Source organism: Pseudomonas fjordensis, from assembly GCF_976987115.1.
Genome location: NZ_OZ336860.1, coordinates 3,294,774 through 3,318,327 on the forward strand (window position 1 = coordinate 3,294,774; position 23,554 = coordinate 3,318,327).

The following is a 23,554-nucleotide window of genomic DNA, read 5'->3' on the forward strand; positions in this document are numbered from 1 at the left end:
GCACAGCCCGCTGCGACGCATGCCCTGCCATCGAAGCCATGGAACGTGGGGCTGGCCGTTGCCGCGGTACCGGCACCCGGAGCCGGGTGGCCCCCAGTCGCTCCGGTCCTCTTCAGGGGGCGCTCTTCGACACCAGAGGTTTTCGCGGCCGCGGCTTACGTTTGACGGCCGGCGCCTGATGCCCCGGCGTCAGATGCGGCTCCAGCGTGTCGGCCCGGGCTCGCTCTGCCGCGGCGTATTGCTGGGCTTGGCTCAGTTCGGTCTGGATCGTCTCCACCCGCTGTTTAAGGTGTTCCAACTGCCGTCCGACCTCCTTGAACTGCAGGTCATGGCTTTGCCCTCCTCCCGGGCGCGGTCGACCTCGCGGTGCGCGCGATCCTCGACACCGCGCACGTAGCTCTCCTGCGCGACGCGCTCCTGCTCGGCCTTGAGTCGCAGCGCCTGCAACTCCTGTTGTAACGCCAGGCTGTGCTGTTGCGCCTCACGGCGCTCGCGCAGCCAGCCTTCACGCCGCTGCTGCAGGTCCTCAATCTGCGTCTGGCGCTGGGACAGCAGCAGCTCCAGGTCGGTGAGGCGCAACTCGACCGCATGGCGCCCCGCCACCGCGTCCGCCGCCAGTTGGCGACACTGCGCAGCGTCTTGGCGCGCCTGGTCCTCAACCGCCGCAACCCGCTCGCGCTCGCCGGCCAGCACTTGGCGCTGCTCGACCAGCGCCTGCTCGGCGGCAACCTGTGCCAGATGCATGGCCTGCTGCCACACTGCGACAAAGGCCCGCGCCACCTCGGCCGGCAGTGCTGGCAGGCGGGTCTCGCCGTTCAGCCGCTCAGTCAGCGCGCCCACCATTGATCGAGCAGACCGCCGACCCGGGCCGGACTGCCGCGGCCTAGCTCGATACGCACGCGCTCGACCGTCGGCCGCTCACCGCGAGCCAGCACCGCATCCGCGGCGGCGAACACCTCATTTTCCGGGACGCCTATCGCCATGCCATGCTCCTTTACGAATAAGGTCTGATAATGAAAGATTATCCGACGTTATTTTCTGAATAATGGAATTATCATACGTTGAACGTATTAAATATTACAGATCAGTTAACCCTAGTCGACGAAACCCCGCTGGATCCGCATGTCTTGGCCATGAACGCGCAGCACGCAGCAGCGGCGTTTATCGCCGCCGGCACGGCGGCCAACACCGTGCGCAGCTATCGCAGCGCCCTCGCCTATTGGTCCGCCTGGCTGCATCTGCGCTATCGCCAGACGCTGGGCGACGCCCCTCTGCCGGCAACGATGGCGGTACAGTTCGTCCTGGATCACCTGGCCCGACCGCTGGGCGACGGCACGTGGGCGCACCTGCTACCGCCAGCGATCGATGCCGCCTTGGTGGCCGCACGGGTCAAGGGCGGATTGGGGACGCTGGCCTATAACACGGTCAGTCATCGCCTCTCGGTGCTCGGCAAATGGCACCGCTTGCAGGGCTGGGACAGCCCCACCGAAGCGCCAGCCCTGAAAACCCTGCTGCGTGACGCACGCAAGGCCCAGTCGCGCCAGGGTGTGACCGTGCGCAAGAAAACCGCGATTGTGCTTGAGCCGCTGCAGGCACTGCTGGCCACCTGCACCGATGGCGTACGCGGGAAGCGTGACCGCGCCCTGCTCCTATTGGCCTGGAGTGGTGGTGGTCGACGGCGTTCCGAGGTGGTTGGCTTGCAGATCGGCGATGTGCGTCGCCTGGATGCTGACACCTGGCTGTATGCCTTAGGCACCACCAAGACCGACACCAGCGGCACCCGTCGTGAAATACCGTTGCGCGGCCCCGCCGCTCAAGCGCTGAGCGAATGGCTGAAGGCTGCGCCTGCAGCGTCGGGGCCGCTGTTTCGGCGCCTGTATAAGGGTGACAACGTGGGCACGGCAGGCTTATCAGCTGACCAGGTGGCCCGCATCGTTCAGCGTCGTGCAAAACTCGCGGGCTTGGACGGCGACTGGGCGGCGCACAGTTTGCGCTCAGGGTTCGTAACCGAGGCCGGCCGTCAGGGGGTGCCACTGGGTGAAGTCATGGCGATGACCGAGCACCGCAGCGTGAATACGGTCATGGGCTACTTTCAAGCCGGTGCACTGCTCGAAAGTCGAGCCACGACTCTGCTTAAGTCATCGACCGTTGATGACCAAGAACCCCCGAAGGGCAAGCAAATTGGGGCAACCGAAGCTACCGAGCCACCTTAGTTGCTGGGTATGCGCGCACTGCGCGCGGGTCGATTTGAGTTTGAGTGTGTGTCGAATGCTCGCGCAGCACCACGGTTCATCGCCTGGCCGCCCGCTAGAAGCCGCTCGCCTTGTGCCTTCACCCGACGCGCTTCAAGCAGGATGCGACCGATCAAAAAAGAGACGGCCGCCACTGCAATGGCGGTGACTCACCCTTCGTCTGAGACCGGTCATCTATCAGCGCTAAGACGCTGGCAGCGGCCACAATCTTAAAGCGCGCCAGCGTGATCCCCTTTTTCCAGCGGGGTGAGGTAACAATCGCAACCCTGGCACCTAAAATCCGCCTCGATCACACCGGGCAGCTTTTTAACGATGCGGCGATACGCAGTTACATCGACTTGACCGATACCACCTCCACGTACCGGAATTTCTTCCGCGCCGCCTTGATTGCCTCTTGCTCTGCGAGCAGAGAGCTCAGCGTGTCGGCCTCATGCACCAGCTCGTGCATTTGACCCTCAAAATCGTTCCCCACACGCAGCGTGACCCTCAACCTGGGCGTAAAACCTTTTGAGATTGAGGCCTTCTTCTTTGCACGCGTAACAGGCAGCACCGGTACATCATCCGGGGCGATATTTTGCTGATGCACAATGGCGCCTGGCGCAGGCGGCTCGACGTCGCCGAACAATGCTCGACGTATCTCTTCTTCTGTAAGTTCTGTATTCATCATTTTTCTCGTTGAGCCTGATCTATCAAGTGACCGACTCTAACCCGTGCCACTGCTATGCTTGTGTTTTCTCAATAGGAATTTAAACGAAATGGCGATGGAGTACTCACTTTCAGACTTGCTGGAAAGGCTGTATGAAAACCAATTGGCCTTGGAGGGGGCGCTGATGGAGTTGGTAATCCACGCCGAGGACCAGGGATCACGCGACGTCGGCGAAAATGTCCGCGGTGCGTTATATGTTTTGGGAGAAAATGCCGGCCACATCAAGCAGGGCTTGGCAAAGCTCAGATCTAGAAATCTTTGATCGTCGTGGTGCTGAACAACCAAATATTCGCACTTTGAAGACGTCTTATCCGCCTAGAGCTATCATTCAGGGGGGGGCAGCTATCAGCCAAGAGCGCAGCACCAAAAGTGCCTACGAAACTCGGGGCGATTCAAACATCTGCTTCACCATAACACTCATCGGGGATCTGGCTGCCAGGACTCACCCGACGCTATGATCAAGAGCCCTGCCAAACAGATTATTCAGATCCGACGGAAAAACCTTTTCATGGCAAGCCGCAAGCTCTCCTGAAGACCACCACCTCACTTCACATACCGCTTCGCGCTCCCGGTCACTCCACTGGGCGCAGGAGCACTGCTCGGTACCTGTGTACACCGTAAAGTAATTTTCGACCGCAAGCACATGCTCGCCATCAGGCATCTGCCACAGAAACTCCCTGTGTGCGATACAGCGACCTACGAAAGGTACCTCAATGCCAGTCTCCTCGTAGAGTTCACGTATTGCCGCCGCTTCAAACGACTCTTCATCCTTGAGCTTTCCACCGGGCGTCGCCCAATAGCTCATGCCCGCCAAAACACCAGCCTGATAGTGAATCTTAAAAAGCAGCAGTCGGTCGCTTGGACTGATCACCAATAAACGAGCGGCTAAACGCTTTCGCGGCATACTTCCCCGCTCCATGGATGACAACTAACCAATGACGCCCAATACCTCGCTGCCCTGCATCCTGCGAACTTCCACCACATAATCCGCGATGTTGGGAACGGCGTAATCGACAACTAGCTCGACGACGTTTTTCACGGGCTTGCCAGAACGCTTCACCGGGTAGTCCCCAATCTTGCAGAAGATGTCCGTGCTGCGACGGTGTGGCATCGGCCAGGTATTACCCGAATTCATATGGCACAGCCAGATGGCCTCGGCATATGCGGGGATGAAAATCGACGAGTTGAGAGTCAGGACGTCATGTTCCAGCTTGCGATAATCGCGAGCTCCGAGCAGACCGTGGAGGCGCTTTTCCTCGGCCCAGAAGAAAACTTTGCCGTTGATCAATTCATACCACTGGCGTGGCGTTGTTCCCCCCGTAAGCGCTCTAACCAACCGGCCTTCAGGCATCGGTTTCTGATCACGAAGTACGATATTGGAGGGGTCGCCTGCCTTCACATCCATCTTCTGTCCACGATGCTCACTCTCATATCGGGCGCGCTCACCTTCTCCCACTGCGAGGTGATCCAGAACTGCAGTGGCACTCATCAATCCGCGTGTGCGAATACTGTCCCAAGCGCCGCGTTCGGCCATGTGATAAACCCGAGGGTAAAGCTCGATCAGCTTGTCCAGATCCATCTATTATCTCCTGTCAGAACGTGCAGTCCAATTCCGCCGATCAATCAGAGAGCGTAAATCGCTCGCGTGGGGGTCTCTGGAAAAGCGGGTGTTGATAAGCGAGACAGGCGCCTGAGAAACGCGCTCGAGTTCCTCGACGAATTTGATCGTGTCCGGATCGAGCTGCTCGAACCTGCGCGCCTTGCTATTGGATGACTTCAAGTAATCGGCAAACGTCAGAACAATATCCGTCGGAGCGTTCAGGGCGCATGCTTTTCTGAATTGATCCCATTCGAACCATCCGACTCGCCTGCTGCGTTTGGTGGTGGAGGTTTTCTCTGCGGTGTTCAACGCCTGCGCTTCAAGGCCCGCAAACGCTGCGATGTCATCAAAGGTCGTCGCATGTTTGAGCGTCCCGGAGGTATGTCCATCCTCACCGTCGGGGTCGCCTACACGAATAGGCATGGGGCGAATGACCATCAGGATTTTGCGGATCCTGCTGGGCGATATACCAGCCTCAGCCAAGCATCCCGCAACATTCGTGTCCCTGGACGTCACGTGAGGATAATCTCCATGAAAAATACTCAGCCCGCTGCCCTGCGTTCCCTCCAGCAATATGGAATGGCCGCTGCGGTAGGCCTCTTCCAAACGGTCTGACGTGCAACCGTGATAGTTCCCAGGAGTACCGACGTATGGACGAAGCTCATCAACATCTCGTGCGAGCCGGATCTCTTTACCCCTGCTCAAAATACGCCGAGCAGCGGCTGCTCCACTACCGCTCCCTGTTGATGCAATTGTTGAGACCAGATGCCCGCCCCTCTCTGTCCCGATATCTTCTTCCTCAATGATGGTGGCCCGGGGATCAATGAATAGTCGATCGTTGCCGATACCGCACTCCTCGATTTCTTTCAAAAGCCCTGGCAAATGAATCGTCATGCCCGGGCCGAGAAGCAGTCGTCCTGTCACGTCCCGCGACCCAGAAGGCAGATGGTGGTAAGTGTAAGGGCCGGCAGAACTGGCTACCGTATGTCCGGCATTGGGCCCGCCGACGCGAATCATCACGTCGTACTCGCGCGCGAGATAAGCGACGATGTTACCCTTCCCCTCGCTTCCATACTGCCCGCCAATCAGCACATCCACGCATCTGATTTCAGGCGGTGTGTACAGATGCAACCGAGCGGCAACCCGCACCAGCGTGTCATTTGAGTCCGAGCGTTCGGTGTAAATGCGGACGTCGGCATCATCCTTGAGCGCCTGGATCTCTGCCTGATCCTTGAGCTGATTGACCTCGCCATAAGACAAAGGATTGGCTTCACCCTCTATTCGCTTTGCATAACGGCCATGGAGCGTAGGGTCACTTGCGTAAAGGTGTACATGCACCAGGTTTGCACCGAAGACCTGTCGAAACTGCAGCACCTGCGCAAGCGTATTCAGGTGATCCACCACTAACGGTCGGCCATCTTTCTCCGCCTCGCACGCTGCCTGGGTTTCCCGAAGCATCCACTGGTCAGCGTCTTTCGCTTCGTGACGACGATCAGGTATGTCGGGTTGCGCCACGCGAAGGCGCCACTCGGAATCATCAATGGCTCGACGATCGCAAACCACGGCGAAGCCAAATTCCCTCTCCAACAAACTGGCCAAACCACTCTTGCCGCTACAGGTCTTGCCACTGATCACTACGATCTGACGAGTTTCCATGAGCTACATCTCCCAGATTCCTAATATTTGATCCGCAATTTGAAACGGGGTGTACGTGGATGTATCGAGAACTTTGTCCGCAAAACCTGAGAGCGAACGGGCACTCTGCTCGTTGGAATGCAACACGCTGGCGTTATATTCATCGAGATGGGAAGCGCTTCGTGCAGCGTACCTCTGTTGCAGGACAGCCTCGGGCGCAATGATGTGCAGGTGCCTCACCGCACTGCCGAAACGGAGTCGGAACAGTTCAACCTGCCGGGGCTTGCGGACAGCATCCAGGAGCCAGTTTTCGACGTCTGGCCGAGCTTGGATGGCTGGGTTTGCTACAGAGTCTATGAGCCAAGAGAAGTCGGTGGCCTTGTCGAGAGAGTCGCCGAGTTCTTGGAGGTTATGACGATCAAGTGGCTCACTCCGGGTAGCCAGGTGCGCACGCAGAAAGGAGCCGCTGCTGATCGGAACAAATCCATGGAGTTTTTGGAGGACGGCGGAAACCGACGTCTTGCCACTGGCCATCGGGCCACTTAGGAGAAGTAGTCGCTTCATGCTTTGACGATCCCTGTCTTGCGAAACCAATATAACGATAAAGTGTAGATTAGTTGGTGAATTTAGCCGGGATTTTCGTGAAACCGAAGCTAGGCACCAACTAGCTGAAATTTGCAGTAAATACCGCTGCTGCCGATGATAGATACCCAATGCCATAGCCTAAACTCAGATTAAGCGTATAGAAGCGATTGAGTACTGTTAGAGATTGAGTGCCCGAGTACCATTGCCATGGACGCGGAATGCCGCTTCTAAAATCATGCCTGAAGGGACGGTACCAATGAGTGACCAGACTGTAATCGCGATCCGCTTCACTCTTTTTAAGCACAGTAGGGATTCTTTTCTTGCGGCGTTAGACGATGCCTCCATTCGCCATTCCAGCGTGATGCAGTTTTCAGGACAGCCGCAGGCTTCGGGATTTGCCGAGATGATCTCAGCGCTGAGCGATGCTATGCCTTGGAACGGCATTGCTAAAGTGATCATCTCTTGGGTCGAGGCTCGGAAAAGCCGACGCGTAATGGTCCAAGTAAAAGATGGCTCGGTTGTCATTGAAGCCAATGGATACAGCGCAAAGGATGTGGAGCGCTTATTAAAAGCATGCACGAGCGTAAGCGTCATTGATACGCTGCCGGGGGAAGCAGAAGCCAAGGCCCTTGAATCAGATACTGACGACTGACCTCGGCCTGTCAGGCCTGGGCCTTTTTGCAACTAACTGCATAGCTCCGACCACTCACGCTCCAGTACTGCTTTTTGCCTGCTTGACGCAGCGTTTCTCGGCCCGCCTGATCAGGGTGTGTGCGCTGACCATAAATATAGTGAGCGCGATTTCGAGCAGGATGTGGTAGTTAGCCGAAACCCTACGCCGACAAATGCACGACAGGCGGCTATCGATCCACCGCTGCCTCTGGAGAACGGCAGCAGCCGGCCGAGGCTGTGTAAAAACAGTTTTGAGCGCGACAGCTACTCAAAACTGGACTGAAAATCGCGTTTCTACGCGAAATCCATATCTGCTGACGTGCCGATAAATTTCAGATTTAACGTAGACGCGCACACTTCAATTTTGGCGAAGCGTTTTTACACACTCTGGGCCAAAAGCGGTCAGTAGACGCACCAGCTCGCTTTGTAGTCTGCCCCAATAGCCGCGTCACACGAATTGAGTTTCGGCCTCCGGCGGCCATGCTCGACCCGTTGCTATATCCGGATGCCGCGGCTCGCCGTTAATTCGCCCTTTTTCGTCTCGGTATTCTTCAATTGCCAGTAAGCATTGTTTGGCCAACCGTGCGCGTGCATCGTTGGCAGGCAACATTGCGAAAAGTCGTGCGCGAATCCCTTTAAGGGGCAATCCAAACTCTTCAAAAGCGCCCCTCCATTGCTCCGAGGGCCGCCGGGAAATAGCTAGGTTTCTTAACGCCCTACCCAGATGTTGAAAAGGATGAGGGGCTTGGACATTACCTTCAAAAAGCGCCATGAAGTTATCCTCACCAGGTAAATCATCCATTGCCATTTCAAGAACACGGCGAGTGTTTCCGGGGGGCAGTGCAAGGTAGCGCTCGATCAGAATCCTATGGAAATCAGGGAGCGAAATGGCAAGCCTCGTTAACTCAGACGATAGGTGGAAGCCATCCCCTCCTGGGATTCGGCCCTCGCTAAGGTGCTCAAGCACCGCAACAGCCGCCTCCAGAGTGTTCAACTTCAACACCGCGCTTGTCCATTGGGAATCACCCAAAAATGCGGGGATGTCAGCGGCCAGACGTTCTAGCATGACAAACGCAGTATCGGCGGGGCTTTGGGGAATGGTCTCCAACAGACGCCGTAAAGCGTATGGGCTGCGGTGCTGATCCGACAACATAAATATGGCATCGTGTACCCGTTCTGGACCGTCGGAAAAAGGGAACAGGTCAATCCATCCCATCAACTCTCCACGATTTTCGTCAAGTCGCCATCTTTGTTCCTGGGCTTCGGAGAGTAGCGCCTGCACACCTTCCATCAATATCGCAGAGGGAATAACTTCTCCGGCGCGAGCAGCATTTACCAATAAACGATGCTTACACGGTGTCGGCTGAGGAAGCGACAGAAGCAAATCTATTTCTGGTCGCTTTGCTCCGTGCGGTAAAGCAAGACCTACACCGACAAGTACGAGAGCATGCTTCTGCTCTGCACCAGACTTTGAAGCAACTCCGAAATCCATCGCCACAGCAAAGATCGCCTCCGCAAAATCTGAAGTCACGGGGCGTTGCGTCACGCGCTCCGCTCTCCGAATCAGATGATGCGAATAATCGGTCGACCGACTGAAGTTCGGTTTTTTTGAAGGGGAATGATCGGCCAGCCAGATATCCAGCAACGCCCCTGCTGCCTCCTTACCCCAACGTAAGTCACTCAACCCTCGAATAAGGACTGCGACGGCGGGTGCATCATGCATAGCTGCCAAGGCCCGGGAGTACGTCAACGAATGCCCCGCTGGGATCACACCTCCACGTCCCCCAGCTTGAAGCCAACCAGAACGTTCAATCTCATATTCGACCAAGTCACGCTCAATGAGATTAAGCAATGGTTCCGCCAGCGCTGCATCCGCAACTCTTTCAGCGGCTCGAGCCACCTCGGAAGCAACATTACGGGGTAGTTGAGGCATAGCTTGTAATGTGTCCATCCAAGTGCCAACGACGAGAGACAAATTCGAGCGATGTTCATCGTCAAACGGAGGCTTCGTATCGCCACCACCATGACGGGCTAGGACGTCAGCTAGCAAGCCGATGCGACGATAGTTAGCTTCCTCGGATTTGGACACAAGCACCTGCGCGAAGACGTTTTGCCGTGTACTGGATAGCGCGTCTACCAATCGATTATAGGCTTTCGACAATGGCTCATCGTATCGACCGAGAAGAGCCTCTAGTTGACTATCTATCACAAACAACTGGTCGAAGAGCACAGCGATGGTGACCGGGCCAATGACAGCCGCCGCAGCATTTAAACGGCGCCCCGAGGTGAGCGGGTCGAAAGCAGCCTCAGCGACTGGTCCTGTATCGATCAGTGGCGTCTCATTGAGATAGTCTTCTATGTGATAGGGAAGTGGTAAATCCGCGGCGATTCTGGCAACGAGCCCAGCAGCAACGGCGAGCGGATATTTTGAGAATGAGGTCATCACTGCTTGTTCGATCCGGCTGCCATTGGGCTCGAACTCGACCGCCCCTATAAGCTGCGTAATTTGGAACTCCGTATCCTGTGGGCGCTCTTGCAAGATCCAGTCAAGCAATTGCCCTGGCGTAGCGTCAGCATTGCGTGCCGTTCCGCGCTGAGCAATAAGACGAGCATTAAGCTCCACATCAGTGAGATGATCAGGGAAACCCGCGTGCGCTATTACTTCCCAAACCGCGTCCGAAGCAGTCTCTAGAATTAGGTTCACATGGCGGTCAGCTCGGCGGAACGCCAGTGCAGTTACGACGGCGGCAACTACGTCCGGATCAGGATCGGAAGCAGCCAGTTCAACCGCTAGTTCTAAGCCATCGAATCCACTATTGCGTGCGATCTCAGGGAAAGCTATTAATCGCTGGGCCGTAGGCATCTCACCCAAATGGATCGCACAATCGACTCCGAGGACACTGGGGTGAAAACGATCAATTAATCCGAATAGGTCGAACTGAGTTTGACGTTCTGTGCTTGACACAAACGGCCAAATTGCTTGCACGAAATCGGGCTTGCCAGAGGCAACCATAAATCTCACAGCTCTATCAAGTTCTCCCGGACGGTGCCAGCACTCAATAAAAGCAAGAACTCCATCGCGCACCTTCCGCCATACCAAATCATCGGCTCTCTCGAGCATTACCGCAGCCAAAACCGGGTCAATTTTAAGCGCCTCATTAATCGCAACTGCGACTGACCACACGCCTTCTTCGCCTTCACGTGAAACTCTGTCGCATGCGAAGAGGACCGAATCCTCCCAGCTCGGCCAATTGAGCATTTGTTCGCGCAGCACGCTGAGCGCATCCGCATCCCCTGCTGACGCCTCAAGCATCACACGCTCTACTTCCAAAGACGCATACCAGTCTTGGAACAACTGATGTTGGAAACTCACTGCTCCGTCGATGCCAGTCGAGCGAACCAGCAAGTGCGCGGCAACTAACCCATCAACAATCGCACGGGGTTGCGGTGCTGAGCCAATTTGTCCCCCTGCAATAAGACACTTCGTGACATCTGAAATGATGCGGTTAGCGCTGGTGTCGGCGACTATAGTATTCGCGCCACGGATTGCTTCGACCGCAAGCCCAATCAAAAAGGCTTTATGCTGACCAACAGCATCTCTCTGCAAACGTTCGACTTTCTCAGGTGCGCTCTCATTTTGCTGCACAAACATGCGCAACACCGCTTCCTTCGTCACCGGGAATTCCGCACCTGTGGGCAACGTCAGCAAAGCATTTAAATAAAGTGGATTGCTCACTAACTCGCGCACTCCACGCGTTCGCCATGCCCTATCCACAAAACCAACGCCCTCATCCCCCCTCACCGCTTGCGCGATCTCTAGCTGTTGCTCATCGGAAAGGGGATCGATCACGATAATCGGCCGAATGTCCGGTAGAGCCTGACGTCGTGAGCTGATGACAATGCCGAGTTGCGGGTAGTCGCGCTGTAACGCCGTCAGGTCACGAGTTGCTCGCAACCGAGCATCGGCTGGTAGTTCATTCCAGCCATCCAACAGCAGAGCAAGATTCCCGTGGTAGGCCAGCTGCATCAAGTGTTCTCGCCGGATGCCATAGAAAGCGCTACGACGCAGGACGAAATCAAAAAAATCTTCCAGTCGGTCAGACCACTCACCGAGGGGGACAAGCATAGGAATCAAACCTTCCTGATTTCCCATGCATTCTGCAAGCTGTAAAAGTGTGGTCGATTTCCCGGTGCCGCCTACCGCGACAACGCCAACTGGCTCAGCAAGCGAAACAAGTCGTGCAAAGCTCTCAAACGTCACTGGGGGTGTGGAACTACCTTCAAGTCTTAGCGTTAGCGCAATGGTTCGCGCGGGTTGACCGGGTGCAGCACGGAAACCTTGAATGTCTCTTAGTGTCGCCGCACGAAGTCGTCCTCCGACAGCATCGATCGCTTCAACGGTTGGAAGGTTGAGCCCCCGAAGGAAATCCTGGTCTGCATCATCGAGCAGTTCAGCAGGCCTAATAGAACCTAGCTGTTCGCCACCGGCGATCGCACCCAACGCCCGTTGTATTGCCGTGTCTTTCCATTCTTGCAGCAGTGCGACCGTAAAGCGCGAATCGTCGGAATCGATGAGTTTTGAACAGCTTTGGCACATCCAGATACCATTCATGGGGCTGCTGCGCTCGGCGGAACTCATGTTGGGGTCGTAACGCTTTCCTCCGGGTGCCGCTGCTGCTATGTGCGCACCGACACCGATGTTGACCGTCCCTTCTTCAGCTAATGCTGGGCCGGAAGTCGAGCGCATACAGGAAGGATTCGAGCAGTGATAGCCCACACGAGCGGCAAGATTACGAATGGTTTGGGCCCGGAAATCGTCGCGCATAGACATTCAAAATTCTGTAGTGAAAATTTACAGCTCTACCAAATGTGATATAGCCAACGGTCTTGAGACTTACAAACTCAGTGTGTTCCCAGTTGCATTCAGTTTCAACGAGCAGAGTGAAACACTAAAATTGGCCAATTGGAGTCGTTCCCAATGGACTGCAATCGGCCATTAACTGACGAGCTGCGGGCCAGTGGCAGTTAATCCAGGTCTAGTACTCCGCGCGTTCGAACTCGTTCGATGGGGACCATCGTCCAATCGTAAGGGTCGCGAATGTATATTTAGGGGCCCTTATCATCTACTCGGAAATAATGATGGTTGACCAAGAATACGACGAGATGATTGCCCGTTATTTCACGGAAATGGAAAAGCAGTCCCGCAAACGGCTTGCCGAAGCAAATGACCTGATTTCGAAGTTCACGGCTTTAGCCGCATCCAAAGGTGTAATCCTCGGTGCGGAGTCATTCGAGTACATCCAGACCATCGGCATCGTTGCCAAGGCGCAGGGCATCGCAAGGACGCTATTGGGGCCAATCAGGGCCGAGCGCGATGGACTGCTGCCATTTAACGAGATCGCAAACCGACTCCCTCCTAGCCTCCATCACGAAGGATGCTTTGCCGGCCCCGACTTTATTTTGATGGCCCACCCTTGTTACCGGCGAGGAATGCACCCAGTCAACAACTGGGCCCCGAGGTTCGTAGATCTGTTCTGGCGATTCGACGGTCCCGGCATAGAAAAATACATTGCCCTCGACGAAGACCGGGTCCGGGTCGACGTCGGCGGGTTAGGCTATTTCGAGGCCGACACCTGGTATGGCGCTCCATTCGGCGAGGACATAAGAAACATCAAAACCGGAATCGCCAAGCTGCGCCCGCCACTGGATCTGGACGCTCGGAATATCTCTTTCTTCTTCGCCGACGCGTACTGTCTAGACATCAAGTGGAGCGAGTTAAATGGCATCAAGTCGTTCCAGGCCTTGGAAATGAAGACAGAGGACATTCAGATTGAGGTCGGGGGGCAATACTTCTTCCCCGCCCGCTACTTGCACGCCGAGTTCGATCTCGCGGCCAACTGTTTCAGGCACTTTGACGGCGCGATCCAGCTTTTCACGAAAGAAGAATATTTCCAGCGGCGGGATTCCGACTTCAACATGACGATGAAGAACCCTGCACACATTAAAGCCAGATCGAGCAAGCTCTTCAAGATCAATGGCCCGCTGAAAACGGAAGACTGGGTCGATCTATGCTGCCACTTCTATACAGCCAACCCCCTTACCTTCGAGTACTTCAGCGGTGAATATCCGAAGCACGTCACTGAGACTCTCGAAAGGATCAGGGGCCAAGCATCGAAACTCGCTGGCGAGACCTAACATCGCTGCTGGGTGGGTTTGTGAAGGGTAAGCTTTGGGTCGGATAGCGACTTCCAGCCATTGTGACTGATCCACCCTTGTCATCCCTCAACGTGGAGGGCGAGCCATGAACACCATAGCTAAATGCAGCCATCAGCCTTGGAACAAGGAAAAGTTTGTCGGGCAGAAAGCCCCGCTCCGAATCAGAGATATCTGGTCCATACGGGTCAGACTCCAGCTCGCGGAGAAGACACGGGATTTGGCGCTGTTCAACTTGGCCATCGATAGCAAATTGCGTGCCTGTGACTTAACCAAACTGCGAGTCCGAGACATAACCCATGGGGAGCATGTATTGTCACAGGCCATCGTGATGCAACAGAAAACTCAGCATCCAGTGTAATTTGAAATCACTGAGCAAACCCGAACGGTTCTTGAGGCTTGGATGCATCAGGCCCGTCTCCGCAGCGAGGACTTCTTGTTTCCGACCCGGTTGCACGACTCAGACCATCTCTCCACCAGACAATACGCTCGAATAGTCAAAGCGTGGGTGACAGCCATTGGCCTTGACCCAGCTATGTACGGTCCTCACACGCTACGGAGAACTAAGGCATCGCTAATCTATCGCAGGACAAAGAACCTGAGAGCTGTCCAACTCCTGCTTGGTCATACAAAGCTTGAAAGCACCGTCAGATACCTGGGAATCGAGGTCGATGATGCCCTGGAAATGGCAGAGCAGACAGAAGTTTGACCATCACTGCGACGGTCGATGCTAGGCCGTTGCTATCCGGCCAAAAGCGGACTTTCTCTGATGCACGCTAACATCTCAAAGTAGCCTCTACCTCAGCCCAGTATGGACTGAAAGTAATCAGAGCGATTATTCGAGCGTCCTCGTCCCCCCTTGTGCAGCATTTACGGCCCGGTCATATCGTCGTGCGATAACATCACCTTTCTGCGGCTGCTACCGCTGACTGTCTGAACACGGCAATTGAGCGGCAGACATGGCATTTATTGATGGTCAAATCATGCTGAAAAAGACGATTGATTGGGATCTAGTAAGAACACGAGCCAAGCTGGTTGAGCTCATGGAGCCAGGCGTACTGGGTTTTTACAACAGCGTCGAGATCACCGAAATTCTAGGCTTTGAGGACAAAAAAATCTTCAATGTGCTAACACTCGCCGTAGCGGAGCCGGGCGAAGCACCGAGTGAAATTGATTGGAACGCTGTTCGTTTGAACCAAGAGCGGATTCAGCTCCCAAAAGTCAGCTGCTCGTTCGGCGTTATGCGATATCGACTTTCTGTTTCCGCTTTCTTAAGAAAGTTCGCAGAGTGTGAGGTGGGTGGTCACTGGAAGACATCACCCGCTGATATCAAGTTCGGCGCTCTTGCCGCCACCCCGCCTCAGTTCATCCCCCCCGATGCAGACCAACCAACCCCTTGGAACGGTGTTCTAAAGAACAACTTCTTCGAAGGCTCCCATACGCTGGAGCTGTTTGATACGACTAAGGAGCATCTCAGATTCCTGCTCGAGGACACCCGCCGACTGACTCAGCTTGCGAACGTCGTAGGGCAAATAGTGCCGATAAAACTGGACGGTATGTCTGATCGTCTCGGAAATATCATCATCCAGCTACCCGTGACAGTGTTTTCTACTGTCGTTCGTAACTCCCCCGGCGGAGAGCATCGGCTAGGCATTGCCTGGCACCCCGACGTTACTCCCAGACAGGTCCAGATCACCGCCGAGATTCTAGACAACGCAGCCTTAAGTAGTTTTGATTCGGCAGTCATCACTACCGGCGAAGCGACCCTTGAGCTCAACGCTCGCGGGGGCGGTGGACGAATACGTATTTGGGACTTGGAAAAACGGGTCCTTTTATGCGCCACACCAGCGATGAGGTTTTTCACGTCTCTCCGGATGTCGACGAGGGCCGTTGGCGAAGGAGCCAGCGCAAAAAGTCGCAAGTTTCGGTTCACTGATTTTGATGGAAATGAATGCCAAAAAACGATTTGCCTGAAAGAACCGTCTGAACTAGGGCGGCTCATTGGGAGCCCTCCCGAAAGACCGCGGGAGCCCTGGGTTGCGCAACGAGTGTTCCGCGATTCCATCTCAAGCCTAAGGGCACGCAAGGAGTTCGTGCAATACGGCCTCGACGCAGATCCAAACCCACCGCATGCCTCTGAGACATCATCAGACGTTCAGGCTGCTGGTATTGGCCAAGAAGGGCCGCTAGTTTACGCCCCGCCGAAGCACAAAAGAAAGACAGCCGCACTTGAGGACCTGCACGAGCTTATTTGCGAACATGGTGATGAAGGTGTGTGGTTGTGGGATCCCTACCTCAATGCGGATGACGTGCTACGCACACTTTTCTATTGCCCACATGATGGCGTTCGACTTCTTGCCTTGACTGCCGGTAAGACTATCAGTGACTCCACAAAAACTGGGGAGGCCCCTAAACCGACTAATGACCGGGAAAGTCGAATAAAGGCACGTAAGAAAGCAAAACACTTGAAACGTTTGCTAGCTGAAAAGCTGGAGTCGGCGAAAGGCAACTGTCTTGGACTTGAGCTTGAGTTTCGCATTCGCGAAGGAGGCGCAGGCTGGGCATTCCACGACCGCTTCATCATTTTCCCAAGAACTCAGGGTTCCGCTTTGGTCTGGTCGCTGGGGACCTCGATCAACAGCTTCGGTGCTGAACACCACATACTGCAGAAAGTCACGCACGGCGAAGCAATTGCACAGGCCTTCCAAGACTTGTGGGGACAGCTTCAAAAGGAAAAATACTTAATATGGAAAAGCGTTCCCGACACGGAGCGCACGGTATGAAAGAACAGTCGTTACAACTTATTAATATGCCCGAGGCTGTTTCCACCGCATTAGGGGACAGCCAAGTGACGCTCCTCGCTGCTAGCCCAAGTGAGGTAAAGGCCTTCAATCGGGCGCTCAATCGACTTCTTTGGCACGGAACCGAGTCTGGCACTCCGGAAGAGCAGGCATTGCATCGAACTCATGCTCAACAATGGGCGCTTCGGCAACTTGAAGTGCTGTCCTTAGACCCTGACCAAAGCCTCAGTCCCCTTCGAATTGTCTTGACTACTCTGTACATTGCCTCACCCTCAGCCTCAGAGGCTGCGCAGATCGTTCCACAAGCGCTCTCGCACGCTAATTTCATAAAAGGTCTGGTCACCCTGGTGGAAGAATCGTCCCCGGATATCCGTATGATATCCCGGCACCAATCTCAGCAGGAGTTGCGCGAAGCACTTCAAACAGCCGATCGCGATGCCAACTACCATCGGCTTCGACATTTGACACGTCATCAGGAAGCAGACATAGCGCCGGATGCTTGCGTCGCGATCTTGCTGCTAACGGCATTTGCGCCTGCCGAAGTTTCGCGCTTAATTCAGGAAAAGCGAGATGTGCTTTTTTCGTTTGCAGTCCAACGTCTACTTGGATCGCAATCCGTTCAACTCGCGTTGTCAGTCAACAACGTTACATTCAAATACTTCAGCGTTTGTTCCCTCGCTGATTGCCCAGCAGCACAGGTACCAGAAGCGACAGTGGCGGACATTGCCACGCTGCATGTTCAGGTCGCCCAGACCGAGAGGTGGCGAGGGTGGATCATGGACTTGGCTGTTAATGGCCAATTAAACTGACCCACCTCTGGCCAACAATTTTGACCCACCCATAGTGGCATTGGCCACCGACCATGTAGCGTCACCCGCCTTATGCACAGGCCGGGGACAGATCATTGAAGGAGTGGGTTGTGATTCACAAGATCAAGGGGTTGTATGACCAGGGCCGAGGCCTGTCGGTCCGTGCCATCAGTCGTGAGCTGGGGATTTCCCGGAACACCGTACGCAAGTATCTCCACCTGGATGAGATGCAGATCAGCGCTACCATTGCTGACCCTTCACGCACCAAGGTGCTCGACGAGCACCGCGATTATCTGATTAATCAGTTGGGTCAGTTTCCAGCCCTGAGCGCAGTCAAGCTGGCCCGTCGCCTGAGGGAGCGCACCACCGAGCTGGCGGTGTCAGACCGGAGCATTCGCCGCTATGTGCAAGCGCTCAAGCAGCAGGTTGCCAGTGGCCAGTTGCGCTATTACGAGCCGGTCGTTGAGTCAGTGCCTGGCGTGCAGTGTCAGGTCGACCCCGGTGAGCTGCGAGGCGTCATGATTGGCGGCCTGGAGCGTGTCGTTCATTTTGTGGTGTTTGTGCTGTCCTGTTCACGGCTGATGTATGTCGGTCTGAACTTCCGGCCGCTGGATACCGAACGGTTTATCCAGATGCACGACGAGGCCTTCCGCTACTTCGGCGGCGTCACCGAGGAGTGCATCTACGATCAGACCAAGATGGTGGTGATCAACGAGCAGTACCGTGAGCTGACGCTGAACCAGCGCTTCCACCAGTATGCGACTACCGTCGGGTACCGCATCCATGCCTGCGAGGGCTATGACCCGGAGAGCAAGGGCAAGGTGGAGGCCGGGGTCAAGTACGTCAAGCGTGACTGCTTCTACGGCGAGCACTTCCAGGACGAGGCCGCCGTCCGACAGCACCTGAATGATTGGCTCGAGACTGTCGCCAACGCACGCGTGCACGGCACGACGGGGCAGCATCCAAGAGCGCATTTCGAGGCACTGGAGCGTAGTCAGCTCAAGCCCTATCTCGTCCCGCAGAACCTGCTGCACGTGGCGCCGACAAGGGAGACCCGCAAGGTCGACAAGACCGGCTTGATCTCATGGCAGGCCAACAAGTACTCGGTACCCATGGCCTGGCAGCAAGCCCGTGTCGGTGTCAGCGCACAGGACAACCAGTTGCTGATCCATGACCTGGAGAGCGGTGAACTCATAGCCACCCATGACCTGTGCAAGGCCAAGGGCCGGATGATCAAGAACAACAACCATTACCGAGACCATGCCCAGCGCATTACCGACCTGGAGCGCGGCATCGACTCGATCCTGCCCGATGCCCTTGGGGCAACCCTGTGCCAACTGCTCAAGCGTACTTCGCCGCGTATCTACAAGGATCAGCTGGTTGCTGCACGCGACCTGCTCATGGCCCATGCGCCGGTTGATACGGCGTTGCTCGGCGAGTTGTGCGAGCGCAGTGAACTGACCGCCACCGGGCTCAAGCGCTACCTCGAAGCATGGCAGCAAGCCAAGGCGCGGGGCCGGATCATCGGCGACCATGACTATGCGCCAGAGGCCGGTAGCCAGGTTAGTCACGCCGACCTGAACGCTTATGCCCGCATTGGCCAGTCGACTGGCCACGGGGTGACCCAATGAGCCTGCTCGACAGCACTATCGCGCAGTACCGAAGCCTGCGCCTCAGCGCGACCGCGGGTGAGCTGGCCACCCTGCTGGCCAGAGCCGAAGCCAATGAACTGTCCTACCTGAGCTTCGCCCAGTCACTGGTCGAGCATGAGCTTAACGCCCGCTCCAGTAGCCGCGTAAGCCGCAACCTCAAGCAGGCGCAGTTCCCCTCGGAGAAGCATCTGGAGGCCTTCGATTACCGGCACCAGACCACCATCACCAAGCGCCAGGTCAGCACCTTGCTGGACTTCAGCTTTATCGACAACCGCGACAACCTGGTGTTCATCGGACCACCGGGTGTGGGCAAGACCCACTTGGCCATTGGGATTGGCCACAAGGCGGTTCAGGCGGGCTACAAGGTGCTGTTCCGCACGGCTCTGGCGTTGGTCGAGGATCTGGAGCTGGCGGAAATGAAGGGCGAGCTGAAGAAGCGCCTTAATCAGCTGAGCAAATACGACGTGCTGATCATCGATGAGCTGGGCTACCTGCCGATGACGCGCCAAGCCCGGTACAACCTGTTCCAGTTAATCAACAACCTGTACGAGTACCGCTCGGTCATCCTGACCACCAACAAGGACTTCACCAGCTGGGGCGAGTTCTTCCATGACGACAACGTGGCCGTGCCCATCATCGACCGCGTGATCCACCATTCACACATCTTTATGCTGGGAGGTGAGAGCTATCGTTTGAAGCAGAAAACCGGCGGTTAGCGGTGAGCAAGTGGGTCAATTCTATTGGCCAAAAGTGGGTCAAAATTAATGGCCATTGACACTTGGCTCGCTATCCACATGAAGACACGGTGACAGAGATGGCGCTCCCGATTGCGCTGGCCCAGCTAAACGCCATGCACTGGGCCGCCTTCATCGATGCTGTAGAGCTCTGGACACTACCCAGCACCGCTAACGCGGTTGCAAGGCTTCTCGTTCCTTTCATCCAGACGAAGGGGGTAGAGGATTCGAGGGAAATGTGGCGTCTTGCCTTCACGCGCTGGGATAATTGGGATTACGGCCATAAGGAAGCTGGAACGGGCCTGACAGCACCTTCGACTTGCTCCTTCGACTTTCCAGTGGCCGTTTACTACGCAAGCCTTCCTGAGGTTGAGATAAAAGCTGAAATTGAGAAACTGCAGGTCGAAATTGCGTGCGTCGAGCAGACCTGGTTTCCAGCCAAGAGCTCGCTCTTGAATGAGCGAAATCGTCTTTCCTCTCGAGTACGCCTCGTGAAACACGCGCTAACACTGCTGCATCCACCCAGTGAAGGTCTTCATGCACTCCCTCCTGCCATAAATCCCGAGAGCGAATTCGCTGGCGTTCGTTACGAGTTTTATGACGCCCATGCACGTTAGCGTTTAACACCGGTAGCAACAGAAGTGCGGCTTCGCCGACAAAAAAAGGTAACCACTTTGGCGAGCACGGTTTCGGTACCGGCGAAGCATATCCATGGGCTCGGTGGCGAGCCAGATGCCGTCAAAGGCGGCTATCGGCCAAAAGCTGCCCTTCGCTATGACCCCTCCTCCCGGCACACCTTGAATCGTGGTCTGATCCATTTTTTTGGCGGGGCCTAAATGAAACGGGCGGTCTCAGATGTATCGGCTGTGTCGCTCAATAAGCAATTGCCTGTCATGAAATACCATCCAAGGCATCAGTGATTCGAACGCCGCATCACGTATTCGTGGATCAACCCATCCGTCGTCCTCGCCGATTGCCTCAAGGATGGCGCGCATCACATATTCTACGCTAGCCGGTTCGGTGATGATCGTCCCGCACCTCATTTGTTCGGCGAGGTGGGTTCTGAGCTCAGCGTGGTCCTGACAGCTAGCTCGTAGTCCCAGGTTAGCTCCCATGTAAGGCGCATTCCCACGCCCGCCCTCAAGCAAGCAGAGCAGCGTGCGATAAAGCCCCATACAAGCTTCGAGACTAAAATGCGCCCGACTACAGCGTCCTGCGATGTTGTAGAAGCTTTGAAGGCGACTTAATGTCAGAAAAAGCCCAAGGCTACGGAAGGCGTCTCCTGGCAACAGATGCACACTTCGGACTTCACTCACTATCCAAGCGCTGGTCCAAGTTTCTACGATCCGTGCCATCTCGTTTTGCGTTGCTTTCGGATGCAACCAACGCTGCAATCGCGTGAAGCGACTCGCGGAAATCCACCTACCGATGGCGGGTAGCAGTTCCTCATAAATCCAGGTGTAGGTATCAATGCAGGACCAGACGGCTCGGCGGTCCGCGCGCCCGTCAAGAAAGGACGGGTCCCAAAGAATAGCTATTTCCGATTCATCGCAAAGATCGGGGATATTTACCCCCCAGAAAATACCCCTGTAGCCCAACTCACAGAATGGCATCAGCCGATCCTGAGCCTCATGGAAAATATGCCACTCAGTCGTGCCTTTACGTACGTCATGATGATTGGCGAACGCGAGAATCCATTCCCAGACCCGCCTATCCACTTTGCAGAGTGCCACCTGCGGCCCGTTCCAAGTTACGACTGGAAAACCCACTGACTCCCAATCAGACTCTTGCTGCCGCAACGCACCGAGGTATACGTCAGAAAGCGCATCCGAAGCTTTGATGATCTCCTTGAGGGCCTCAGGAGGGATTATGAAACGGCAATGATTGAGATCGACGATTTCGCCAATTTTGTCCGAGGCCAGGGGCCCCTTGAAGAATGGCCTAGCTTCAGAAGATACAGGGCTCTCAGAATGGCCCAGAAAGTTCCTTAACATCCACTTTTGATCCAGAACCACATCCACACCCGCGGTATCGGGAAGCTTCAGCGAAACGATGGCAGATCCCGGATACTGAAACTCTTTGCCTCGAGGCAGCAGCGCCGAAATTTCGATCCAAGGCCTCCTCATGAACCAGCCTCGGTCTGTGCCGTGGCAGGTAATCAGCTCCTCGTTCGCGCCTCGCTCCTGACCTATAAAGTCATGAGCCAGCCTCGATACGTGCGGTCGCGGGTCTTCAAGCGCCTGAAGCAGCGCGTCGTGAAAAGCGACCCGTCGCATCCACCCTGCCCCCCACCCCGCCGCCGCCATTTCACCGAAGAATCGACTGATCACGTCAGGTGCTGCTTGCAGCTTCTCTGAAAGATGCTCGGCGGTCCAAATCACCCCTTCGATGCCTCGGTCGGCTAGTTTTCTGCGAGCCTCAATCCACTCGCCTCCCAACCCCTGCACGCCACTGCTGGAAAGAACCAAGGTAAATACGCGCGCGGTGTCGGCCCATCGTCCAGAGAGAAAACGATCCACCGTGTCCCTTAACGCACCGGGAGTAAATCGTTTCCAGCATTTGCATTCATAGACCCGCAATACGTCCGGCTGCGAACGATGGAAGGCAAACAAATCGATTCCGCCCTGAGGTTTTGCTCCCTGTTTGCCCAGCACCTGGCACCCAACTAGGTCATGATCCTTTCTAAGTAGCCACCAACAGAACTGCTCGAATTGCTCCCCGCTCATGTCGCTGAACGAAAATGGAGATGCCCCCAATGGAGTGTGCTGCGAATGTACGGTTGCAGAAGCCAAGTCATGCAGGTGTGCGCCCCATTGTTGCGGGAAAATAGGTCTGCCCAGCGCGTCCTGTTCCTGTGTTTCTAGCCCAAGCGTTCCCCAGTTCACGTTCAAATCTACCTCGTCAAATTGGCCTCACTGCCTAGCATTCACGATGCCAGAGTCGGGCGCTGTCTGCATGAGGGCGATGCTGACTTGATCGACCAGTAGAACCAAACGTTTTCAGAAGTTTGCTAGCAAAAAAAAAGCCCATCGGGTGATGGGCTTTTTTCATTTCAAGTGTCTCCGAGAGGAGGTTTTCACCCACGAACCTCAGAGCGAGCCCTTCAAGCTTATTGATTTGGATATGCCTAGTCAAATTTTGACGTTGATACCTGACTTCAGAGCTCTCTAGACTTGGATAGGGCGACTTAAAACCCCGCTGCGATGTCAAATGTCACGAAGTACAGCAATGATGCTTTGCCATTAGAAATGTGCGCTGGATGGTTGTTTTAGCAAGAGAAAATAGGCACAGGAACTCTTAAATCATAAGATCGTATTCCTCCACATAAATAAATATGCTTTGGCGGAACCAAGCCTTAAGGCTTGGCGGCATGGGCTCTCGCCCGAAGGCTTCACCGGCATGCGCGCTCCACGGGGCAAGTGCATCCATATCGGCTCGCCCCACACAACCTCATGCTAGGCACCGACCTACTCCGCATGCAGGAGCGTCGCCATTGACTTAGTCCTGATCCGTCGCCTCGCTCAACCTTCAGATGCGAGCGCCGTTAGCTCACCGTAGACCTGAGCAAGCATTCCTTCAAGACTGAGCGTTTCATCGCGTAGCAAATAGGCATACGCGAGCAGCGTCAGCGGTTGGATTTCCATCACGGAGGCCAGCTCCCCTACTTTCTCCAGCGTAGGGCTCTTGAGACCGCGCTCCAAGGTGCTGAGATACGTACGACTGCTGACGGTCGAAAAGTCCTCTTGAGTAAGCCCGCTGCTTTTCCTGAGACGCTGCAGCGCCAGTCCGAATGCTTGGTTTAGCTCCATTTTGCACAACTCGCAAAAGGAACTATAAGGCAGCAACGACCACTTTAGAGCTACAATCTATAGTGTTCATTTTCGCTAGGGTTTCG

Annotated in this window: 17 protein-coding genes and 2 pseudogenes; 10 read left to right on the forward strand and 9 right to left on the reverse strand. The window is 55.5% G+C overall.

Features of this window, described 5'->3' with window-relative positions; translation table 11 throughout:
* Window positions 1-112: 112 nt before the first annotated feature.
* Window positions 113-983 (reverse strand): annotated as a pseudogene (locus ACWHXD_RS14685) (DNA-binding protein).
* A gap of 78 nt (window positions 984-1,061) precedes the next feature.
* On the opposite strand from ACWHXD_RS14685, the gene ACWHXD_RS14690 reads away from it, so the two are divergent.
* A complete protein-coding gene (locus ACWHXD_RS14690) occupies window positions 1,062-2,213 on the forward strand; it encodes a site-specific integrase (RefSeq protein WP_069556926.1) in 1,152 nt (383 codons plus the stop codon).
* 367 nt (window positions 2,214-2,580) lie between these two features.
* Here ACWHXD_RS14690 and ACWHXD_RS14695 read toward each other — a convergent pair whose 3' ends face one another.
* Window positions 2,581-2,916, reverse strand: coding sequence for a hypothetical protein (locus ACWHXD_RS14695; RefSeq protein ID WP_069556927.1), 336 nt, complete (start codon window positions 2,914-2,916; stop codon window positions 2,581-2,583).
* Between the two features lie 91 nt (window positions 2,917-3,007).
* On the opposite strand from ACWHXD_RS14695, the gene ACWHXD_RS14700 reads away from it, so the two are divergent.
* Window positions 3,008-3,220: a hypothetical protein gene (locus ACWHXD_RS14700; RefSeq protein ID WP_069556928.1), complete on the forward strand. Its 213-nt coding sequence runs from the start codon at window positions 3,008-3,010 to the stop codon at window positions 3,218-3,220.
* Between the two features lie 180 nt (window positions 3,221-3,400).
* On the opposite strand, the gene ACWHXD_RS14705 is transcribed toward ACWHXD_RS14700, so the two are convergent.
* The 4 genes from ACWHXD_RS14705 to ACWHXD_RS14720 are packed head-to-tail and all read right to left on the reverse strand — an operon-like array spanning window position 3,401 to window position 6,757.
* Window positions 3,401-3,862 (reverse strand): NUDIX hydrolase, encoded by a 462-nt coding sequence (locus ACWHXD_RS14705; RefSeq protein WP_069556929.1) that lies wholly within the window; start codon window positions 3,860-3,862, stop codon window positions 3,401-3,403.
* Window positions 3,863-3,886: 24 nt separating this feature from the next.
* Entirely contained in the window at window positions 3,887-4,537 is a 651-nt protein-coding gene (locus ACWHXD_RS14710) for a DUF7002 family protein (RefSeq protein ID WP_069556930.1), read from the reverse strand.
* Between the two features lie 3 nt (window positions 4,538-4,540).
* Complete coding sequence (locus ACWHXD_RS14715; protein ID WP_069556931.1) at window positions 4,541-6,214, reverse strand: adenylosuccinate synthetase; 1,674 nt, start codon at window positions 6,212-6,214, stop codon at window positions 4,541-4,543.
* Between the two features lie 3 nt (window positions 6,215-6,217).
* On the reverse strand, window positions 6,218-6,757 hold the full coding sequence (locus tag ACWHXD_RS14720) for an AAA family ATPase (RefSeq protein ID WP_069556932.1): 540 nt from the start codon (window positions 6,755-6,757) through the stop codon (window positions 6,218-6,220).
* A gap of 277 nt (window positions 6,758-7,034) precedes the next feature.
* On the opposite strand from ACWHXD_RS14720, the gene ACWHXD_RS14725 reads away from it, so the two are divergent.
* Window positions 7,035-7,430 carry a hypothetical protein gene (locus ACWHXD_RS14725; protein WP_069556933.1) on the forward strand — a complete coding sequence of 132 codons (396 nt, stop codon included), beginning with the start codon at window positions 7,035-7,037 and terminating at the stop codon, window positions 7,428-7,430.
* A 468-nt stretch (window positions 7,431-7,898) separates the two neighbouring features.
* Here the strand turns inward: ACWHXD_RS14725 and ACWHXD_RS14730 are convergent, their stop codons facing one another.
* Window positions 7,899-12,281: an NACHT domain-containing protein gene (locus ACWHXD_RS14730; protein ID WP_139129451.1), complete on the reverse strand. Its 4,383-nt coding sequence runs from the start codon at window positions 12,279-12,281 to the stop codon at window positions 7,899-7,901.
* Between the two features lie 308 nt (window positions 12,282-12,589).
* On the opposite strand from ACWHXD_RS14730, the gene ACWHXD_RS14735 reads away from it, so the two are divergent.
* The 7 genes and pseudogenes from ACWHXD_RS14735 (at window position 12,590) to ACWHXD_RS14765 (ending at window position 20,276) form a co-directional block, all read left to right on the forward strand.
* On the forward strand, window positions 12,590-13,645 hold the full coding sequence (locus tag ACWHXD_RS14735; RefSeq protein WP_019817036.1) for a hypothetical protein: 1,056 nt from the start codon (window positions 12,590-12,592) through the stop codon (window positions 13,643-13,645).
* Window positions 13,646-13,751: 106 nt separating this feature from the next.
* Window positions 13,752-14,372, forward strand: a pseudogene (locus ACWHXD_RS14740) (tyrosine-type recombinase/integrase).
* Between the two features lie 250 nt (window positions 14,373-14,622).
* Window positions 14,623-16,446, forward strand: coding sequence for a VPA1262 family N-terminal domain-containing protein (locus ACWHXD_RS14745; protein ID WP_019817037.1), 1,824 nt, complete (start codon window positions 14,623-14,625; stop codon window positions 16,444-16,446).
* Complete coding sequence (locus tag ACWHXD_RS14750) at window positions 16,443-17,273, forward strand: hypothetical protein (protein ID WP_499084171.1); 831 nt, start codon at window positions 16,443-16,445, stop codon at window positions 17,271-17,273. Before ACWHXD_RS14745 ends, ACWHXD_RS14750 begins: the two co-directional genes overlap by 4 nt.
* Before the next feature lie 110 nt (window positions 17,274-17,383).
* Window positions 17,384-18,904 (forward strand): IS21 family transposase, encoded by a 1,521-nt coding sequence (istA, locus tag ACWHXD_RS14755; RefSeq protein WP_081273177.1) that lies wholly within the window; start codon window positions 17,384-17,386, stop codon window positions 18,902-18,904.
* Window positions 18,901-19,641, forward strand: coding sequence for an IS21-like element helper ATPase IstB (istB, locus tag ACWHXD_RS14760; protein ID WP_064491510.1), 741 nt, complete (start codon window positions 18,901-18,903; stop codon window positions 19,639-19,641). Before istA ends, istB begins: the two co-directional genes overlap by 4 nt.
* A 98-nt stretch (window positions 19,642-19,739) precedes the next feature.
* Window positions 19,740-20,276: a hypothetical protein gene (locus tag ACWHXD_RS14765; RefSeq protein ID WP_499084173.1), complete on the forward strand. Its 537-nt coding sequence runs from the start codon at window positions 19,740-19,742 to the stop codon at window positions 20,274-20,276.
* Between the two features lie 234 nt (window positions 20,277-20,510).
* Here ACWHXD_RS14765 and ACWHXD_RS14770 read toward each other — a convergent pair whose 3' ends face one another.
* Window positions 20,511-22,550 (reverse strand): hypothetical protein, encoded by a 2,040-nt coding sequence (locus tag ACWHXD_RS14770; RefSeq protein WP_019817039.1) that lies wholly within the window; start codon window positions 22,548-22,550, stop codon window positions 20,511-20,513.
* 630 nt (window positions 22,551-23,180) lie between these two features.
* Window positions 23,181-23,468 (reverse strand): helix-turn-helix domain-containing protein, encoded by a 288-nt coding sequence (locus ACWHXD_RS14775; protein WP_019817042.1) that lies wholly within the window; start codon window positions 23,466-23,468, stop codon window positions 23,181-23,183.
* Window positions 23,469-23,554 lie beyond the last annotated feature (86 nt).

Excerpts from the sequence above, each read along its gene's own strand:
- ACWHXD_RS14695 (WP_069556927.1), bottom strand. The coding sequence starts at position 2,916 with ATGAATACAGAACTTACAGAAGAAGAGATACGTCGAGCATTGTTCGGC.
- ACWHXD_RS14700 (WP_069556928.1), top strand. The coding sequence starts at position 3,008 with ATGGCGATGGAGTACTCACTTTCAGACTTGCTGGAAAGGCTGTATGAA.
- ACWHXD_RS14705 (WP_069556929.1), bottom strand. The coding sequence starts at position 3,862 with ATGCCGCGAAAGCGTTTAGCCGCTCGTTTATTGGTGATCAGTCCAAGC.
- ACWHXD_RS14710 (WP_069556930.1), bottom strand. The coding sequence starts at position 4,537 with ATGGATCTGGACAAGCTGATCGAGCTTTACCCTCGGGTTTATCACATG.
- ACWHXD_RS14715 (WP_069556931.1), bottom strand. The coding sequence starts at position 6,214 with ATGGAAACTCGTCAGATCGTAGTGATCAGTGGCAAGACCTGTAGCGGC.
- ACWHXD_RS14720 (WP_069556932.1), bottom strand. The coding sequence starts at position 6,757 with ATGAAGCGACTACTTCTCCTAAGTGGCCCGATGGCCAGTGGCAAGACG.
- ACWHXD_RS14725 (WP_069556933.1), top strand. The coding sequence starts at position 7,035 with ATGAGTGACCAGACTGTAATCGCGATCCGCTTCACTCTTTTTAAGCAC.
- ACWHXD_RS14730 (WP_139129451.1), bottom strand. The coding sequence starts at position 12,281 with ATGTCTATGCGCGACGATTTCCGGGCCCAAACCATTCGTAATCTTGCC.
- ACWHXD_RS14735 (WP_019817036.1), top strand. The coding sequence starts at position 12,590 with ATGGTTGACCAAGAATACGACGAGATGATTGCCCGTTATTTCACGGAA.
- ACWHXD_RS14745 (WP_019817037.1), top strand. The coding sequence starts at position 14,623 with ATGGCATTTATTGATGGTCAAATCATGCTGAAAAAGACGATTGATTGG.
- ACWHXD_RS14750 (WP_499084171.1), top strand. The coding sequence starts at position 16,443 with ATGAAAGAACAGTCGTTACAACTTATTAATATGCCCGAGGCTGTTTCC.
- istB (WP_064491510.1), top strand. The coding sequence starts at position 18,901 with ATGAGCCTGCTCGACAGCACTATCGCGCAGTACCGAAGCCTGCGCCTC.
- ACWHXD_RS14765 (WP_499084173.1), top strand. The coding sequence starts at position 19,740 with ATGGCGCTCCCGATTGCGCTGGCCCAGCTAAACGCCATGCACTGGGCC.
- ACWHXD_RS14775 (WP_019817042.1), bottom strand. The coding sequence starts at position 23,468 with ATGGAGCTAAACCAAGCATTCGGACTGGCGCTGCAGCGTCTCAGGAAA.